The following is a 17,118-nucleotide window of genomic DNA, read 5'->3' as shown; positions in this document are numbered from 1 at the left end:
CCTCCGATTTTCTTATTTCCCTTTTTTGTCCCGATTGCCGTCCGTCAGTTCCAGCAGCCAGCTTAGCACCTCATCCAGAACGGTGGTATTAAGCGTGTAGCGGATGAACTGCCCCTGCCGCTCGTCCTGCACGAGTCCCGCAGTTTTAAGCGCGTTCAGGTGATGGGAAATGCTCGGTTTGGACATGTTGAAAAATTCGGCGATTTCCCCTGCGGTCCGGTCCTTGTCGCGCAGCAGACGGATGATTTGCCGGCGGGTAGGGTCGGCCAGCGCTTTAAAGGATTCGTTCATCTTTTTCAATAACCTTTCGATATTTAGATAATTGTTTAAATGTATAATAGCCAAGGACAACCCGCTATGTCAATGACCGAAGTTCCATTCTCTCGCCCGAACTAGAAGTCGTAAGCATCCCTATGCTAGAATAGGCTAATAGAAACCTACTGCATAGACAAGAATGCGAGCAAGGGTCCGGGGTTGTACATAGGGCAAACTGACAGCATTCAGTAAAAACGGGAGGAGGAACGAAAGTTGCATGTCATTTCTGATCTGGTCTCGCAGCTGTTCGAATGGATTCAGAGTTTGGGATACATTGGTATTATGATTGGACTTATGATTGAAGTCATACCGAGCGAAATCGTCCTGGCCTACGGCGGTTATTTGGTTCATTTGGGAGAGATTAATTTCTTCGGGGCCGTTTTATTCGGTACGATTGGCGGGGTGGTGGCTCAGATTTTCGTGTACTGGATCGGACGCTACGGCGGCAGGCCGGTGCTGGAGCGGTACGGCAAATACATTTTAATCAAAAAGCATCATATCGACCATGCGGAAGCCTGGTTTGAGAAGTACGGCACCGGCGTTATTTTTACGGCGCGGTTTATTCCGGTGGTACGGCATGCTATTTCGGTCCCGGCGGGGATTTCGCGTATGCCGATCTGGCGGTTTATTGTGCTGACGACGCTGGCTGTCATTCCATGGAGCGCTTTGTTTGTTTATCTCGGCATGAGTCTGGGTGAAAAATGGAAGGATATTGATGAAACGGCCTCCGCGTATACGCATGAAATCATCATCGGGGCCATCGCGCTCATTGTGGTTTATTTTCTGTTCAAGTGGCTCCAATCCAAAAAGAAAAGAGGTAATGCGGCATGAAGCAAAATCTCGCCTCCAAATTCGGACAGGGCCTGACGCCCCGTCAATTCGTCGAGGGCATGACGAAGAACCAGCAGGCGTTTGAATCATGGTATGAAGCTTTTTCCTGGCAGGACGAGAGCGACCGGGAGTTTTTTGAAAGCCTCAACCACCGTGATGATCTGCGCTCGCTTATTTTGGCCGCCGACTGGTGCGGCGACGTCGTCCGCAATGTGCCTGCCGTATTCCGGGTTATGGAGACTGCGGGCTTCAAGACGGAAGTGCTTATTCTGGAGGATAATCAGGATGTGATGGACGATTATCTGACCATGGGCGGACGTGCGGTGCCGATCGTCATTATCGCGGATACGGGCGGTCATGTGCTGGGACATTGGGGTCCGCGCCCCCAGCATGTGCAGACGCTGATGAATGATTTTAAAAGAGAGAATCCGGACCGCGAGGCTCCGGACTATGAAGCCAAAATCGCGGAGGTCCGCAAGGCGATGGGCCAAGCTTATGGGGAGGGAACGGAATATCAGGCAGTGATCGTCAAGGAACTGCGCGAACTGATTTCCGGTTTTTAACGCTATGCTGAACATTCGAAGCTTTAATCTAGGTCCTTTGCAGACCAACGCCTATCTATTGACGGGAACGGACCCCGCCAAAGGAATCATTATCGACCCCGGCATGAACCCGGCTCCGCTTGTGCGGGCCATTCAGGACATGGAGATCGAGGCCATTCTGCTGACGCATGCGCATTTTGATCATATCGGCGGCGTCGACGAGATCCGCAAGCTGAAGAAATGCCCGGTATATCTTCATGCCTTGGAGAGCGATTGGCTGACAAGCACCAAGTTGAACGGCTCGCTTATGTGGCCGAACGTATCGCCGCCGATTACGACGGACCCCGCCGAGTTCGATCTGGACGAGGGCCAGACCCTTGAACTCATCGGCCATACGTTCCGCGTCTTTCATACCCCGGGGCATTCTCCGGGAAGCGTAAGCTTTTTGTGCGGAAGCGACTTGTTCTCCGGCGATGTGCTGTTCCGGCTGAGCGTCGGACGGACGGATTTGCCGGGCGGAAGAGAACGCGATCTGCTGGACTCCATCCAGGGCAAGCTGTTCAAGATGGACGACGATGTGACTGTGTATCCGGGGCATGGCCCCCGCACGAGGATCGGCTTTGAGCGCGCCAACAATCCTTATGTCTCTTGAGCGAAGGCTGCAGCAATGCTGTAGCAATCGACAAAAAGCGAGAAATAGGCTGGACAACAGACTACAAACTTGCTACAATGACGTTAATTAAATGTAACATTTACCTAGCGAAGCACGCAGACTGTGGAATCATCCCGGTTTGCGTTCTTTTTTTTGTCTTATGTCTTGATCAGACGCAGTCTAGGCGTTTCTTTTTAGGTAAAAGGCGAACGGAGGAGCTTTTGTTGAAGAGCAGGATACACTATCTTCTCGATTGCGGGGATCATTATAATAGAATCGAAGCTGCCGGAGAGAAAGAAAGAACCGACAGCGAATGGATTGGCACCCAAGATGAAGAGGCAAGGGGAATGGAGCGATGCAGGATCCGGGAGGAGGAGGCTGCCTACCACTGCACTGCAGAACGCTTATCCGGAATGCGCAAGGACGAATCGGGTCAGCCAGCGCGGGCCGTTCCTTTGTTCTGGAGTTTCCCGGAGGGAAGAGGAGCAAGGCAGCCCTGGAGGCGCAGGCTGTGGGAACACCGGAGAGATGAGTTATAAAATTTTTTTGGTAGCCTTTGAACGATTTCTTCGGGCCAATCGTATTACATATGAAAAAAATAAACGGCGGGAGAACCGATGAGCGACGAGGAACTTGGAATGATCCGCCAGGCGCAGCATGGTGACCGTCTTGCGCTGGCGCAGCTGTTTCAGAATCATTATTCCTTTCTGTACAAGTATTTGTTAAAAGCAACAATGGACCCTCAGCTGGCGGAAGACGTCACCCAGGATACGATAGTCAGATGCATGGAGAAGATGACTTCATACAACGGTTCGTCCTCGTTCTCATCCTGGATGATTACGATAGCGACCCGGTTGTATATCGACAGGCTGAGGCGGCGCAGCCGTGAAGAAGAGTGGATTCGGCGGGAGCAGGGCATGCGGTCGATCCGCTGGCAATTCGAGACTAAAGGCGAAGAGTGGAGCGATGTGCTGGACGCTCTTTCCCGCGTTTCTTCTCCCCAGCGGATTGCACTGCTGCTCAAGCATTACTACGGCTACAGCTATGGGGAGATCGGCAAAATTCTGGGAATCCCTGAAGGGACGGCCAAGTCGCGCGCGGCGTATGGACTGAAGCAGCTGCGAGAGGAGATGAAAATGGATGACTAACGACATGACCGGTCCGGATAACGGCCGCAAGCCGGGGGATGCGCCGGATAAGGAAGGCCGGCTGAAGGCTGAGGAAGGGCCGGTGTCGGCGGAAATTGCGCTGCCGGAGCTTTTAGCGGGCTTGGAACGGCTGGACCGCGCTTACGACGATGAAGCCGGACCGCCTCCGCTAGGCATGCTGCAGGCCAGGCTTATTGCCGCATCCGAAAGACATCGCCGCCGGGCGCTGCGGGAATGGCTGCTGTTTTGGCTTGTCTCCCTGTTTATTCTCGGGTTCTCCCTGCTCGCGATCACTTCGGCGCCGCCGGTGTATTGGACGGTTCAGGGGCTTGTTCCTATCGCAGGAATTATAGCGGCGGCAATGCGTCCCGGGCGGAAAGGGCGCGGTGAACGGAGATGAAAGAGCAATCCAGTATGCCTCTATGGGCTTGGGCCGTACTCGCGGCGGTGCTGATGACCCAGGGCGCGCTGTTGTTTCGTGACGCCCGCGCCCGGGGGAGGTGGCACTGGTTCTGGGGGTTGTGGGGAATGACAACGTTCCCATTACCGACGGTTCTCTACCTGCTGCTTGTTGTATTTCCCGAACACCGCCGGAAACGGAAAGAAATCGCGGAAAAGGATGAGAAGATTAGAAAATAAATGCCAAGGGTGGAATACCATATGAAGACAATCGATTTGTCATTGTTGTGGCCTCTCTTTGCGCTGCAGGGATTGCTGGCCGTCATCGGACTGGTCTCCCTGGTCAGAGCGCGCAGTGTGCGCGGGCCGAAGTGGATGTGGGCAATCATTATTCTGCTCGGCAATCTGCTCGGCAGCCTTGCCTATTTTACGATTGGGAGGAAAGAATAATGCCGTCGCTGCTTCAAGTTTCGGGACTTCACAAGGTTTTTAACGGGCAACCTTCCGTGGACGGAATCAGCTTTAACATGGAGCAGGGGCGCTGCGTCGCCCTGCTTGGCCCCAATGGCGCCGGCAAGACGACCACGCTGCGCATGCTTGCGGGCCTGTTAAACCCAAGCCGTGGCAGAATTTTATTCGAGGGTAAGTTAATTGGGAAGGATTACCGCAAGCAGATTGGTTATCTTCCCCAATCCCCCTCTTTCTATAACTGGATGACCGGGGAAGAGTATCTCCTCTTCGCTTCAAGACTTAGCGGTATGGGCAGGAAGGAGGCAGCGGGCCGGGCAGAGGCCATGCTTGAGCGGATGGGGCTTAAAGACGCCGCAAAGCGGCGGATCGGCGGTTACTCCGGAGGCATGAAGCAGCGTCTGGGGCTTGCGCAGGCGCTTGTACACGCCCCGCGCCTCCTGCTGCTGGATGAACCGGTATCGGCGCTTGATCCGATCGGCCGCCGCGAGATTATGGAACTGCTGCGTGAAATCGGCAGGGAGACCAGCGTTATTTTTTCAACGCATGTGCTGCATGATGCCGAAGAGGTCTGTGACGACATTATTATGATGAATCATGGAGTCATTGCCGAGCAGGGGTCGCTGTCTTCCCTTCGAGCAAAATATAATCGGCCGGTCATTACCCTGCGCGTGGAACAGCGGAAGGAAGCTCTGCTGTGGCTTGAAACACTGAATACCCGTTCTTATATTCACGAGAGCCGCATGGAAGGAGACGGCTCCGTATTTCTTAAGGTTGAAGACATGGAGGCGGCAAGGTCCGCGATTCTCCGGGAAGCGGCCGATCGCGGAATTCCGCTGATGCGCTTCGAAGCGGGTTCCCTGTCTCTGGAAGACGTATTTATGGAAGCGGTGGGAGTATGAGAAACGCTTTGATTTTTTACAGGAAAGAAATGCTGGAGGCGGTCCGCAGCTACAAGCTGCTGTGGATACCGGTCGTGTTTATCATCCTTGGCATGATGCAGCCGATATCGGCCTATTATATGCCTGAGATTTTGAGAATGTCGGGCGATGTGCCCCCGGGGATGCTGGAATTGTACGAGATGCCGGGAGCGGGGGAAGTCATGGCCAAGTCGATCGGGCAGTACGGCACGGTAGGCCTGCTGGTGCTCGCGCTTTCGGCGATGAACAGCTTTGCCGGCGAGCGGGAGGGAGGAGCCGCGGAGCTGGTGCTGGCCAGGCCGCTGACTCCATTTGCGGCCGCTTCCGCCAAATGGCTGGCGCAGCTGACTTTACTCGCTCTGTCTTTGGGGCTTGGAGCCGCATTCGCAGGCTATTATACCATTCGGTTAATCGGCAGCCTTTCCTGGAGCGCGGTGCTGGCCGCGTCGGCCCTGTACGGATTATGGCTGATGTGCGCTGTCTCGCTTACGCTCCTGTTCAGCGCCTGCCTCCGCGCTCCGGCCGCGGCCTTTTTGTCGCTCGCGGCCGCGGCAGGTTTGGCGCTGCTGCACTCTTTGCTGCCCCGGCCGCTGAACTGGTCGCCTGCCGCTCTGCCGCAGCTGTCCGCGCAGGCGCTCACGCAGCAGACCGCCGCTCCGGCCGTTTGGATTTTCCCGGTACTGTCGGGTATTGCGCTCATTGTTCTTTGCTTTTTGGGCGCCTCGCTATCGTTTGGACGCAATAAACTGCCGCGATTTTAGTCCTTCGCCGAAAATGTAACAACTTTTTTTCAATTTCATATTTTTGAGTATATTTTCAATTTTGCGCCGTTTCTTCCTGTAGACAGGTCTATCATTTTTTAGTAGACTGTGAAAAAGCACAACACGAAAGATATTGGCTCAGGAGGTAGGGCGATGCTGCGTTTAGGAGAAAAGGTTGTCATTGTCGCGGACGCTTTCGAGCAGAATCTTCCTATCGGGGATTACGGATACGTGATCGCTTACGACCGCAATCCTGATAATGCGTTTGATTATGTCATTCGCATCCCTCAGGCCAACCGGAACTTCTACGTCACGGCGGAAGACGTCGAGACGGAAGCGGATCTGCTGGTTGAGGAAGCGGAGAGAACTACGCGAGAGGCATTGATCGATTATGCCTTGTCCACGCACAACGAGAAGTTGTTTTATCAATTGATGAACGGTGAGGCCGAGCAGGCGGAAGATATAGAGACTAGTCTCAAGGAAAACATGTCCCAGGCGGAATTCATCAAACAGGTGAATCTTCGGGCCTGGATTTAAGGAAAGCCGGCGCAAGCCGGTTTTTTCAAAATATAAGAAAGTATAAGCCTCGCGCTTATCCTTTTCCTTATATTTCGACGGGAAACGGGGCCTCTCCTTAAAGGAAGGCGCAGCGTTTCTTCTTGGATATCGGAAAGCTTAAGCTTCCCGATATTATAATAACTGCTGCCAAGGGAGAACTCGGCTTAAGAGGGACTCCGGCAGCTTTTTACAAAAGCACCCGATCGGTGCTTTTCTTGTTTTCGTCCGTTCCCATAGGTTTTAACAGGTGTATATTCCCTGCATCCTGCGGAGCACAACCGCATTGAATTGTCCACGTTTCTACAATATAATTAGTAACGTTATCCGGGCGCTTTAGCCCTTTAAACAGGAGGGATACTCAATATGAGCATTACCATCAAGGATGTGCAGCATGTGGCCCGGCTGGCCCGCCTGCATTTAAGCCCGGAAGAAGAGGCTATGTTTACGGAGCAGATGAACGCCATTTTACAATATGCGGAGAAATTGGGCGGACTGGATACGGAAGGCGTCCAGCCGACGACACATGTGCTGCATGTCAGCAATGTCATGCGCGAGGATGTCGTGAAGGAGAGTCTTTCCGTTGAGGACGCGATGCTGAACGCGCCGGAGGAAGAGGATGGACAATTTAAAGTGCCGGCGGTTTTGGAATAATCTGAATAGGTAGGGAGATGACATTTTGAGCCTGTTTCAATATCGGTTGTCTGAATTACATAATATGCTGCATGCCTCGCAAATCTCGGCCAGCGAGCTGACCGAGGAGTCCCTGTCGGCAATTGCACGGGTGGATGGCGATGTGCACGCTTTCCTGACGCTTAATGAAGAAGGCGCCCGCGCGGCGGCCCGTCAACTGGATGACAAGCTGGCCTCCGGAGCGGCAAGAGGCCTGCTGTTCGGGCTGCCTGCGGGCATTAAGGACAACATTGTGACCAAAGGGCTGCGCACGACCTGCGCGAGCCGTTTTCTGGATAATTATCAGCCGATTTACGACGCTACCGTTGCCGCCAAGCTGCGCCAGGCGGATGCCGTGACGATCGGCAAGCTGAATATGGACGAGTTCGCCATGGGCGGCTCGAACGAGAACTCCGCTTACGGAGCGGTCCGCAATCCCTGGGATTTGGAACGCGTGCCCGGCGGTTCCAGCGGCGGCTCCGCTGCGGCGGTGGCTGCGGGCGAGGTATTCTTTGCCCTCGGCTCCGACACCGGCGGCTCGATCCGCCAGCCCGCTTCTTACTGCGGCGTTGTCGGCCTGAAGCCGACCTACGGGCTCGTCTCCCGCTACGGCCTCGTGGCGTTCGCGTCCTCGCTTGACCAGATCGGACCGCTGACGCGGACCGTTGAGGACTCCGCCTATGTACTGCAGGCTATTGCCGGCTATGACGCCCAGGATTCCACGTCCGCCAAGGTCGACATTCCTGACTATTTGAGCGCCCTTACCGGCGATATCAAAGGCCTGCGCATTGCCGTGCCGAAGGAATACATCGGCGAAGGCGTCGACGCTTCCGTCCGCGAGACGGTGCTGTCTGCGCTTAAAGTGCTGGAAGATCTCGGGGCGGTTTGGGAAGAGGTTTCCCTCCCGCATACCGAGTATGCGGTAGCGACCTATTATCTGCTCGCTTCCTCGGAGGCTTCCTCCAATCTGGCCCGCTTCGACGGGGTGCGCTACGGCGTTCGTGTCGACGAGGGCGGCGGTTTGCTCGATCTGTATCACAACTCGCGCAGCCATGGTTTTGGCCCGGAAGTGAAGCGCCGGATTATGCTCGGAACCTATGCGCTCAGCTCGGGCTACTACGATGCCTATTATTTGAAGGCACAGAAAGTGCGAACGCTGATCAAGCAGGATTTTGATGAAGTATTTAAGAAGTACGATGTGGTTATCGGTCCGACCGCGCCTACGACGGCATTCAAGCTCGGCTCCCAGACCGAGGACCCGCTTACAATGTACTTGAACGATATTTTGACAATCCCGGTCAATCTTGCCGGCATCCCAGCAGTCAGCATTCCTTGCGGTTTTGCCGAAGGACTGCCTGTCGGGCTGCAGATTATCGGCAAAGAATTCGATGAAAGCACGGTGCTGCGCGTCGCGCACGCCTATGAACAGCATACCGATCATCACAAGCAGCGTCCGCAGCTGTAAACGGTCCATAAGGAGGGAAAGAGAATATCATGCCATCATCCAAGTATGAAACAGTCATTGGCCTCGAGGTTCACGTCGAGCTTCATACCAAGTCCAAAATTTTCTGCGGCTGCTCCACGGAATTCGGAGCGCCGCCCAATACGCACACCTGCCCCGTATGCCTGGGCCATCCCGGCGTACTGCCCGTGCTGAACCGCCAGGCTGTAGATTATGCAATGAAAGCCGCCATGGCGCTGAACTGCACGGTTGGCGATGTCAGCAAGTTTGACCGCAAGAACTACTTTTATCCCGATTCGCCGAAGGCTTATCAGATTTCGCAGTTTGATCAGCCGATCGGCCTGAACGGATGGATTGATATCGAAGTGAACGGCGAAACGAAGCGAATCGGCATTACCCGGCTGCATCTGGAAGAGGATGCCGGGAAGCTGACGCATGTGGACGGCGGCTTTGCCTCGCTCGTCGACTTTAACCGGGTGGGAACTCCGCTGATCGAAATCGTCTCCGAACCCGATCTGCGCTCGCCGGAAGAGGCGCGGGCTTATCTGGAGAAGATTCGCGCCATTATGCAGTACTGCGACGTTTCCGACGTCAAGATGGAAGAAGGCTCCATGCGCTGCGATGCGAACATCAGCCTGCGGCCCATCGGCCAAGAGGAATTCGGCATCCGCGCAGAACTGAAGAACATGAACTCTTTCCGCGGCGTGCTGCGCGGTCTGGAGTATGAAGAGTACCGCCAGGCGGAAATTCTTGACGGCGGCGGCGAGGTCGAGCAGGAGACCCGGCGCTGGGATGACGCCCAGGGCAAGACACTTACCATGCGGGGCAAGGAAGAAGCGCATGACTACCGGTATTTTCCCGATCCGGATCTTATCGTTCTGCATATCGACGACGCTTGGAGAGAAGCCGTTCGTTCTTCCATTCCCGAGCTTCCGGATGCGCGGCGTGCCCGTTACAGCGAGGAATATGGCCTGCCCGCTTACGATGCCGGAGTAATTACGGCCTCCAAGCCGCTCGCCGACTTTTTTGAAGGAAGCCTGAACTACACCGGAGATGCCAAAGCCGTCGCCAACTGGATTATGGGCGATCTGCTTGCTTTTCTGAACGGAAACAATCTTGAGCTGTCTGAGGCGAAGATTACACCGCAGGGGCTTGGCGAAATGATCGGATTGATCGAGAAGGGCACCATCAGCAGCAAAATTGCCAAAACGGTGTTCAAAGAGATGCTTGAAACCGGCAAGCTTCCGGCGCAGATTGTGGAAGAGAAGGGTCTTGTGCAGATCAGCGACGAGGGTGCGATCAAGGGGATCGTGGAAGCGGTCGTGGCGGCCAACCCGCAATCGGTGGATGACTATAAAGCCGGCAAACAAAAAGCAATCGGCTTCCTTGTCGGACAAGTTATGAAGGAAAGCAAGGGCAAGGCCAATCCGGGACTTGTCAACAAGCTCCTGGCAGAAGTATTGAATAGTTAACATAAGATACAATAAATGGGTAATTAATACTGGAGGCTTGTCGGCAGCGGCAGGCCTTCGGCAATATATAAGGAGATACCCGATATGATCAAAATAGTGAAGCTGGACCTGCAGGACGAAGATACCTTGAGAAGCCTGTGGAGCCTTCAGCATAAAGCCTATCGCCTGGAGGCGGAGTTGATCGGGTTTGATTCTATACCTCCACTGCTGGAGACACGGGATACGTTAAGAAGCTGCGGCGAGGATTTTTACGGCTGCCTAAGTGAAGAGGGGGAATTGTCCGGTGCCGTAGCCGTGGAAGAAGAGCATCCGGAGAGCCTGACGGTTACGCGCATGATGGTCAGTCCAGATCATTTTCGCCAAGGAATTGCCGGGCGGCTGCTGGAGCATGTATTCGCACTTTATCCGGACAAGGAGCGTTTTATCGTGTCCACGGGTAAAAAGAATACGCCGGCGGTCTCTTTATACCGCAAACATGGCTTTGTTCCCGTTTCTTCCGCGGAAGTAGCTCCCGGTATCCAACTGATCGAATTTAACCGGAGCGGCAAACGTTGATCCGGCAATTACACGAGAAAGGAGAGAAGGTCCAAATGAAAGATGATCCGCGTACGGCGTTGTCGATGGAGAAGCGGGAGTCTTTACTCATAACGGAACGCGGCGACAATCGGGCAGAGCTTGAGGAAGAGAGAGACAGCGCAGAAGTGATTCCTCCCCGGACCAAGCGGCAGCCCGCCAAGCGCAAGTTCATTGCCGGTCTGCTGTCGGCCGTTATACCTGGGGCTGGTCATTTATATTTGGGCCTTCTTCGGAAAGGGGTATCCTTTCTGTTTGTGATTGTCCTGGACATTGCGGCGCTGCTGTACTTCTCCTCCATCGGCATGCAGATCAATGTTCCTCTTCTCATTTTGCTGGCCCTGCTTATTCCCGCTGTCTATTTCTACAATGTATATGATGCCCTTCAATCGGCGGACCGGATTGTTCGTCTCCGGAAAATGCCCGTGTCTGCGGAACACTATACGGATTCCGTTCAGCCTCGTCGCCGGCGTTTTATCAGCGAACCGGGTATTTCATTCGGACTGCTCCTGCTGCTGGGAGGTATCACGTTGTTTCTCTTCCGGCAAAGACCAGCCTGGCTTCGGTACTTTATTGAGCATTATGCTGGCGCGGCCGTGGGAACGCTCTTGATTGCCGGCGGAGTGATTTTTGCAGCAAGGGAATTCGGCATTAAGCTCATGCCCCGGCAAGGACGGAGAGAACGCCGGATCGGACGCTTCACCGCGTCTCTCCTGCTGGTTGGAGTCGGCATCCTGCTGTTCCGGGACTGGCTGAGGGAAACCGACGATATGCTGCTGCTGCTGAAATGGTGGCCAGCTGTGCCGGTCATATGGGGCGTGGAATATCTGTTGATTTACGGTTTGGCGCGGCGTCCCCGGCGAGCCGGAGCCGGTCCGGGATTCCGTCTTGATTTTCGGGGCCTTTTGCCCGCCATCCTGCTTGGCGCCAGTGTATTTATCGTCTCTGAGCAGGAGCATTATCTGCATCTATGGAATAAGGTCAGTCTCAATTTAACGGCGGCAGCCGTCGATTACGGAGAAGCAAAGGGCAGCAAACTTCAGAAGCCCGTACTGAAGGTGCCGGTGGAGCTGCGGTCCGCCAAGCTGACTGTTGATGCGATTAACGGAGACATAGTCGTACACCGCAGTCCGATTGACGATATTGAAGTTACCGCCACCGTATGGGTCGACCAGTTGAATGGAGCAAGAGCGGAAGCCGTATCGGACCAGTCGTTTATCGAAGTTTCCGAAGGAGCCACCATAAAGCTTGCGACCAAGGGCAAGGCCTACGGTGAATCGGGCAAGCGCCAGCCGCGTATGGATTTGGACATCGCCGTTCCGGACAGCCGGCGTTTCAATCTGGATATCACGACAATGAATGGCGGCATCACCCTGCAAAATACGGAGGCGATTCAAGACATCAATCTTGAAACCGGCAATGGACCGATTATTTTGCACAAGGTTTTCGGCAATATCAAAGGAAAGACCCACAACGGTGACGTCAGAGTCAGAGAAATACAGGGAGATGTGGATTTTGTCACGAGCGGAGGCGATATTCGGGCCTGGGATGTTTCAGGAAGACTGAAGCTCTCAACGGCTGTCGGCAATATCAGCGCCGAACGAAGCGGGGCCGATATCGAGGTCTCCACCAAGAACGGCAACGTTGAAGTTAACGGAGCCAGATCGGTATTGAATGCGCAGTCTCTCAATGGAATCATCGATATCCGTTCACCTTATGTACAGGCGGACTGGAATATTTACAGCGCGGTTGGCGATATCAATCTGTTTTTGCCGGCGGAGGGGAATTATTCTATAAATGGTTCCAGCGGCTACGGAGACATCGTTACGGACTTCACCGAACTGGTCATCGACAAAAAAACGGTCTCCGGCAAAATAGGCACCGGCGAATTCAAGGTGGATGTTGAGGGAAACAGCAACTTAAATGTGAGGAAAAATTGAATAAACTAATTTTTATCAGATAATAATCAATATAATTAACTGATCACGTTGACAATAATAAAGAACCGGTCTTACAATAAATACAATAACGTTTATTTACTCATGACTCAGATGTGAAGGCGGTGACAGGAATGGGAAGCGGCGTACAGCACGCATTGGAACAACTGAAGACGACGGGTGTCCGTATTACGCCACAGCGTCATGCGATTTTGACCTACTTGATAGAATCGATGAATCATCCTACCGCAGATGAGATTTACCGTGCGCTGGAGCCGAAATTTCCAAGCATGAGCGTTGCCACCGTGTACAATAATCTCAAGATGTTTATGGAAGCGGGAATGGTCCGCGAGCTGACGTACGGCGACAATTCCAGCCGCTTCGATGCCAATGTAACCGACCATTACCACATCATATGCCAGAAGTGCGGCAAAATCGAGGATTTTAGTTATCCTTCACTGCATGAGGTTGAGCGTGAGGCGGAGAAGGCTACCGGTTTCAAGGTGAATGGATTGCGCATGGAACTGTACGGCATTTGCGGATGCTGCTCGAACAAACAGCATTAATCATAAATCGAAACTGAATATAGTATGGTGTAAGACTCCGCCGCCCCTTGAAAGGACAGTGGACGCCTTTGCCTGAAAGCATTGACAACGTGCGGAGTCCGAAAATATAGCGGATGCCCCACGTTTTCTTTTTATGGCAGCATTTCCCTCAGTTTAAATTCAGCAAGGTATGGAGGATTTATTTTGAACAAAAGACAGAAATATGGACGCGGACGCGCCGGCAGGCGAAGAGGGCTTCTTCGCAGGCTGGCAGGTCTGCTTATTATTGCGGCTGCAGCTTATGCGGTAATCTTTTACGTACTGCCAAATCCCCTTCAGGTAGACCCGGAATGGAAAGGGACGGACAAGCCGATTTTCATCAAGGGCAAATATACCGGCTATTCCGCCTCGGGCTCCGGAGAGAGCCTGCTGCTTCCGCTTCCGCTTTTGCAGAAAGCTGTAGACTCCTCTATTCGGTATGAATCAGGGACGAAGTCGGTTATTCTTACGACGGACAGCAAGCTTTTATATATGCAGGCGGACAAGAAGGCAGCCAGCCTCAACAATAAGCCGATTCAGCTTCGGCTGGCTCCCGAAGAGAGAGGCGGGATAACTTATTTGCCGGCCGAGACGCTTAAAAACTTGTACAGTCTTGATGTACAGGAGAATGCGGAAACGGGAGCGGTTCTGATCATGACTGCCGGCGAAACGGTACCGCTGGGACAAGTGCAGAAGAATAAAGCCGCGCTGCGCACCGAGGCGACGATTCATGCACCCTCTCTGACCAAAATGAAGGCTGGGACCAAAGTGAGAATCTGGAGCAGTCAGGAAGATTGGCTGTACGTTCAAATGGACTCCGGATACGCGGGTTATATAAAATCGGCGGAGCTGGCGGTGACCGGGAGAAAGACGGTGAAAAAGAAAACATCCGCTCCAACCCGGGCCGAACGTAGCTGGGATGGTAAAGCCGTGAATCTCACCTGGGAAGCCGTGTATAACCGTAACCCAAATCCTGCTTCCATCGGCAAGCTCACAGGCGTAAATGTCGTGAGTCCTACCTGGTTCAAAATTGTAGACGGCGAAGGTAATGTGCGCAGCCAAGCCGACCAGGCTTATGTGACATGGGCACACGGTCAGGGAATGGAAGTGTGGGGATTGCTAAGCAACAGCTTCGATCCCGACTTGACCGCCCAAGCGTTATCCACCTATGAAAAGCGGATGAGGACGATCGTACAGATGCTGGAATACTGCGACCTTTACAATCTCGACGGCATTAATATCGATTTTGAAAATGTATACACGAAGGATGGCGGCAGTGTAACGCAATTTATGCGAGAGCTAAAGCCGATGGCCCAAGCGAAAAATCTCATTCTTTCTATCGACGTCACTCCCAAGTCGAACAGCGAAATGTGGTCGCTCTTTCTCGACCGGCGCGCGCTGGGAGCCTTGGCCGATTTTATAATCGTTATGGCATATGATGAGCATTGGGCATCCAGTCCTGAAGCCGGGTCGGTGGCATCGCTTTCCTGGTCGCAGAACTCTATGGAGCGCATTCTGGAAGAGGATGCTGTGCCAGCCCGCAAGCTTGTTTTAGGCGTTCCTCTGTATACTCGCATTTGGACGGAACAGAAGGTTGAAGGAAAAACGAAAGTAAGCTCCAAGGCGGTTGGAATGGAAGCCGTCGCCGATATCATCCGTTCCAAGAAGCTGAAACCCGTCCTTTCCAAAGATACAGGACAAAACTATGTGGAATATAAGGAAGACGGAGTTCTCCGCAAAATATGGATCGAGGACAAAGTTTCGTTGCAGTCTAGAGTGAAGCTTGCCAAGTCTTTGAAGTTGGGGGGGATTGCCTCTTGGAACCGCAGCTTTGCGGATAAGGCGGCTTGGGAAACACTTGGCGGAATCCATCAATAATGTTGCTGAACAGCATTTATACAATCATGCATAGTAAAAAAGAGGCCTCTCCGATGGAGAGCCTCTTTTTTGCTGCCGTTTTTTTCTGTGTCCGACAATAGGTCATCGCTTAACCTGCTTATTTTTAACCTGTTCGGAGGTAATGGTCGCCAGCTCAGGGTCAAGGGTAAGAATCGTATGGCAGAACATGCAGCGGTCCGTTTTTCCGAGCATTTTGGTCAGCTTGCGGCACTCGGGACATTCCACTTGAACAGCGCTTGTAGAGAGCATACCGGCCCAAAAATAAATCGCAAGACTTACCATCATGGAAACCAAGCCGATCACAAGACCGATTCCGGCGACGATTTTACCTGTCTGGCCCCAGAACACAATGCCCGCTGTCCCTAGTATCATAAGCCCCATTCCGAGCATTGTCAGCAGCAGGCCCCAGGTACGAAAAGCGTTAATCTTGGCGGATTTAAAGATCATGAGTATTTTCTCCCAGCTTAAATATAGTTCGGTCGTCCAGAAGGAACTGAAATGGATATGTAGAATTAATAGATTAAGATTATAAGATAAAAGAATTATAACTGAATTGACGCAAAATCGCCAAATTTGATGGAGGACGATATGGAATTATCCAATCTGACATTATTAAATGGAGATATTTTTGACGTGAATGCCCTGGGAGTGATTGCTTTGGGATCCCAAGGGAATGCTCCTTTTCAGAGCGCTCTTCTTCACGATTTCGATAGAGTTGTAATGATTCTCCATGAGAACGGGGAAGAGAACCGGCTTATTGATCACATGATTGCAGGCGAATTTCGGACCCAGACTCTCCGCGTCGGGCTTTCAATGCTGGAGCGTTCCATTATAACAGGAGACAATAACGAGCGAGTTACCTGCCTGCTGGAAGGCGAAATCCTTTGGGATCCCCAAGGGATTCTGGAGCGTTTCCGCCATGAAGTGATTCGCTTTGAACAGCCTCTCAGAGAACGGGTGCTATTCGTGGAATTTGCCCGGTTTCTGCATATGCATGTGAAGTCAAAGCGTTACTTGCAGGCCGGCTGTTATATGGATTCGTACAATTGTATTCTGGTTGCTCTGTATCATTGGGCTCGGATGGAAGTCAGCGAGGCTGGACACTATCCGATGCCCGCAGTATGGGAGCAGGTGAAGAATCTAAACAACTCTGTTTATAAGCTGTACGAGGAATTGACAATCAGCGGCGAAACGATGGAACAAAGAATTCAGCTCGTTCAGCTTGCTTGCGAGTTCTCCCTCATGTCCAAAATGGGCGACTGCTGCAAATGGCTTCTTGACTTGCTAAGAGACCGCAACGAGCCAAGCAGCATAGAGGAGCTTCTCTGCTTTCCTGGACTCAAAGATGTGGAAGCGGAACTGCCGTTTGTCCTTCGCAAGCTGGCATCCCGCGCACTGATTAAAGAAATGGCGTCATGGGCCGATGCGGGCGGCAGGTATCCGATACGATACACTTTATAATATATTGCCATGATCTTAAATATGAAGTTTTTTATGAACTGGAGAGGCGAAGCGCTCTCTTTTTTTTATTGTATCCATGGAGAAGGCGAGGATATTAATAACAATATTTTATGGTTGACTGTCGGCTCGTTCATGTGATAAATTATAACTCGTCCCTCTGGAGGCGAAAACCTTTTGCAAAGCAATTGAAAAATTGATTCCAAAAAAAAGGTTGACTAAAACGGAGTCGGCGTGATATATTATAAAGGTCGCTGCAAGAGACGCGGCGATGCACTGAGAGAGAAATTGATCTTTGAAAACTGAACAACGAGTGAGTGGGAATTCGCTTCTAGCGAGTTCTAAAATGAAGAGAATGCAAATTCTCGTCAGATGTTTCAAAATGAGCGAATCGCTCTTTCAATACTTTATTGGAGAGTTTGATCCTGGCTCAGGACGAACGCTGGCGGCGTGCCTAATACATGCAAGTC

The 17,118-nt window shown here is 52.6% G+C and carries 21 protein-coding genes and 1 rRNA gene; 20 read left to right on the top strand and 2 right to left on the bottom strand.

Annotated features, from left to right (window positions below):
- Positions 1 to 12 precede the first annotated feature (12 nt).
- Positions 13 to 291 (bottom strand): autorepressor SdpR family transcription factor, encoded by a 279-nt coding sequence (locus tag EH198_RS18575; protein WP_124697022.1) that lies wholly within the window; start codon positions 289 to 291, stop codon positions 13 to 15.
- A gap of 237 nt (positions 292 to 528) precedes the next feature.
- Here EH198_RS18575 and uptA point away from each other — a divergent pair, with 237 nt between their 5' ends.
- The 18 genes from uptA (at position 529) to EH198_RS18485 (ending at position 15,169) form a co-directional block, all read left to right on the top strand.
- On the top strand, positions 529 to 1,146 hold the full coding sequence (uptA, locus tag EH198_RS18570) for an undecaprenyl phosphate transporter UptA (RefSeq protein ID WP_124697021.1): 618 nt from the start codon (positions 529 to 531) through the stop codon (positions 1,144 to 1,146).
- Positions 1,143 to 1,709 carry a thioredoxin family protein gene (locus EH198_RS18565; RefSeq protein ID WP_124697020.1) on the top strand — a complete coding sequence of 189 codons (567 nt, stop codon included), beginning with the start codon at positions 1,143 to 1,145 and terminating at the stop codon, positions 1,707 to 1,709. Before uptA ends, EH198_RS18565 begins: the two co-directional genes overlap by 4 nt.
- A gap of 4 nt (positions 1,710 to 1,713) precedes the next feature.
- A complete protein-coding gene (locus tag EH198_RS18560; RefSeq protein ID WP_124697019.1) occupies positions 1,714 to 2,340 on the top strand; it encodes an MBL fold metallo-hydrolase in 627 nt (208 codons plus the stop codon).
- A gap of 224 nt (positions 2,341 to 2,564) precedes the next feature.
- Positions 2,565 to 2,879 (top strand): hypothetical protein, encoded by a 315-nt coding sequence (locus EH198_RS18555; protein WP_124697018.1) that lies wholly within the window; start codon positions 2,565 to 2,567, stop codon positions 2,877 to 2,879.
- 78 nt (positions 2,880 to 2,957) lie between these two features.
- The gene (sigY, locus tag EH198_RS18550) at positions 2,958 to 3,488 is read left to right on the top strand and encodes an RNA polymerase sigma factor SigY (RefSeq protein ID WP_124697017.1); all 531 of its coding nucleotides are present in this window, start codon (positions 2,958 to 2,960) and stop codon (positions 3,486 to 3,488) included.
- Entirely contained in the window at positions 3,481 to 3,888 is a 408-nt protein-coding gene (locus EH198_RS18545) for a YxlC family protein (protein ID WP_124697016.1), read from the top strand. Before sigY ends, EH198_RS18545 begins: the two co-directional genes overlap by 8 nt.
- Complete coding sequence (locus EH198_RS18540; protein WP_124697015.1) at positions 3,885 to 4,127, top strand: hypothetical protein; 243 nt, start codon at positions 3,885 to 3,887, stop codon at positions 4,125 to 4,127. Before EH198_RS18545 ends, EH198_RS18540 begins: the two co-directional genes overlap by 4 nt.
- A 21-nt stretch (positions 4,128 to 4,148) precedes the next feature.
- Positions 4,149 to 4,337, top strand: coding sequence for a PLD nuclease N-terminal domain-containing protein (locus EH198_RS18535; protein ID WP_124697014.1), 189 nt, complete (start codon positions 4,149 to 4,151; stop codon positions 4,335 to 4,337).
- Positions 4,337 to 5,257, top strand: coding sequence for an ABC transporter ATP-binding protein (locus EH198_RS18530; protein WP_124697013.1), 921 nt, complete (start codon positions 4,337 to 4,339; stop codon positions 5,255 to 5,257). Before EH198_RS18535 ends, EH198_RS18530 begins: the two co-directional genes overlap by 1 nt.
- Entirely contained in the window at positions 5,254 to 6,036 is a 783-nt protein-coding gene (locus EH198_RS18525) for an ABC transporter permease subunit (protein WP_124697012.1), read from the top strand. Before EH198_RS18530 ends, EH198_RS18525 begins: the two co-directional genes overlap by 4 nt.
- A 153-nt stretch (positions 6,037 to 6,189) precedes the next feature.
- Complete coding sequence (locus tag EH198_RS18520; protein ID WP_124697011.1) at positions 6,190 to 6,573, top strand: ATPase; 384 nt, start codon at positions 6,190 to 6,192, stop codon at positions 6,571 to 6,573.
- 384 nt (positions 6,574 to 6,957) lie between these two features.
- Positions 6,958 to 7,245, top strand: a complete 288-nt coding sequence (gatC, locus tag EH198_RS18515; protein ID WP_124697010.1) for an Asp-tRNA(Asn)/Glu-tRNA(Gln) amidotransferase subunit GatC — start codon at positions 6,958 to 6,960, stop codon at positions 7,243 to 7,245.
- Between the two features lie 25 nt (positions 7,246 to 7,270).
- Entirely contained in the window at positions 7,271 to 8,728 is a 1,458-nt protein-coding gene (gene gatA / locus EH198_RS18510) for an Asp-tRNA(Asn)/Glu-tRNA(Gln) amidotransferase subunit GatA (protein WP_124697009.1), read from the top strand.
- A gap of 29 nt (positions 8,729 to 8,757) precedes the next feature.
- The gene (gene gatB / locus EH198_RS18505; protein ID WP_124697008.1) at positions 8,758 to 10,197 is read left to right on the top strand and encodes an Asp-tRNA(Asn)/Glu-tRNA(Gln) amidotransferase subunit GatB; all 1,440 of its coding nucleotides are present in this window, start codon (positions 8,758 to 8,760) and stop codon (positions 10,195 to 10,197) included.
- 84 nt (positions 10,198 to 10,281) lie between these two features.
- Complete coding sequence (locus EH198_RS18500; RefSeq protein ID WP_124697007.1) at positions 10,282 to 10,752, top strand: GNAT family N-acetyltransferase; 471 nt, start codon at positions 10,282 to 10,284, stop codon at positions 10,750 to 10,752.
- A 35-nt stretch (positions 10,753 to 10,787) separates the two neighbouring features.
- Positions 10,788 to 12,710, top strand: a complete 1,923-nt coding sequence (locus EH198_RS18495) for a DUF4097 family beta strand repeat-containing protein (protein ID WP_246014426.1) — start codon at positions 10,788 to 10,790, stop codon at positions 12,708 to 12,710.
- 131 nt (positions 12,711 to 12,841) lie between these two features.
- A complete protein-coding gene (gene perR / locus EH198_RS18490) occupies positions 12,842 to 13,273 on the top strand; it encodes a peroxide-responsive transcriptional repressor PerR (protein ID WP_124697006.1) in 432 nt (143 codons plus the stop codon).
- Positions 13,274 to 13,456: 183 nt separating this feature from the next.
- Positions 13,457 to 15,169, top strand: coding sequence for a glycosyl hydrolase family 18 protein (locus tag EH198_RS18485; protein WP_124697005.1), 1,713 nt, complete (start codon positions 13,457 to 13,459; stop codon positions 15,167 to 15,169).
- A gap of 102 nt (positions 15,170 to 15,271) precedes the next feature.
- On the opposite strand, the gene EH198_RS18480 is transcribed toward EH198_RS18485, so the two are convergent.
- Positions 15,272 to 15,637 (bottom strand): DUF2614 family zinc ribbon-containing protein, encoded by a 366-nt coding sequence (locus EH198_RS18480; protein WP_124697004.1) that lies wholly within the window; start codon positions 15,635 to 15,637, stop codon positions 15,272 to 15,274.
- Between the two features lie 141 nt (positions 15,638 to 15,778).
- On the opposite strand from EH198_RS18480, the gene EH198_RS18475 reads away from it, so the two are divergent.
- The gene (locus EH198_RS18475) at positions 15,779 to 16,651 is read left to right on the top strand and encodes a nucleotidyltransferase-like protein (protein ID WP_185702970.1); all 873 of its coding nucleotides are present in this window, start codon (positions 15,779 to 15,781) and stop codon (positions 16,649 to 16,651) included.
- 404 nt (positions 16,652 to 17,055) lie between these two features.
- A 16S ribosomal RNA gene (locus EH198_RS18470) occupies positions 17,056 to 17,118 on the top strand; the annotation flags it as partial.

The organism is Paenibacillus rhizophilus (assembly GCF_003854965.1).
Lineage (GTDB): Bacteria > Bacillota > Bacilli > Paenibacillales > Paenibacillaceae > Paenibacillus_AQ > Paenibacillus_AQ rhizophilus.
Note: the sequence above shows the minus strand (reverse complement) of the source record. Positions and strands in the feature narration are given on the sequence as shown.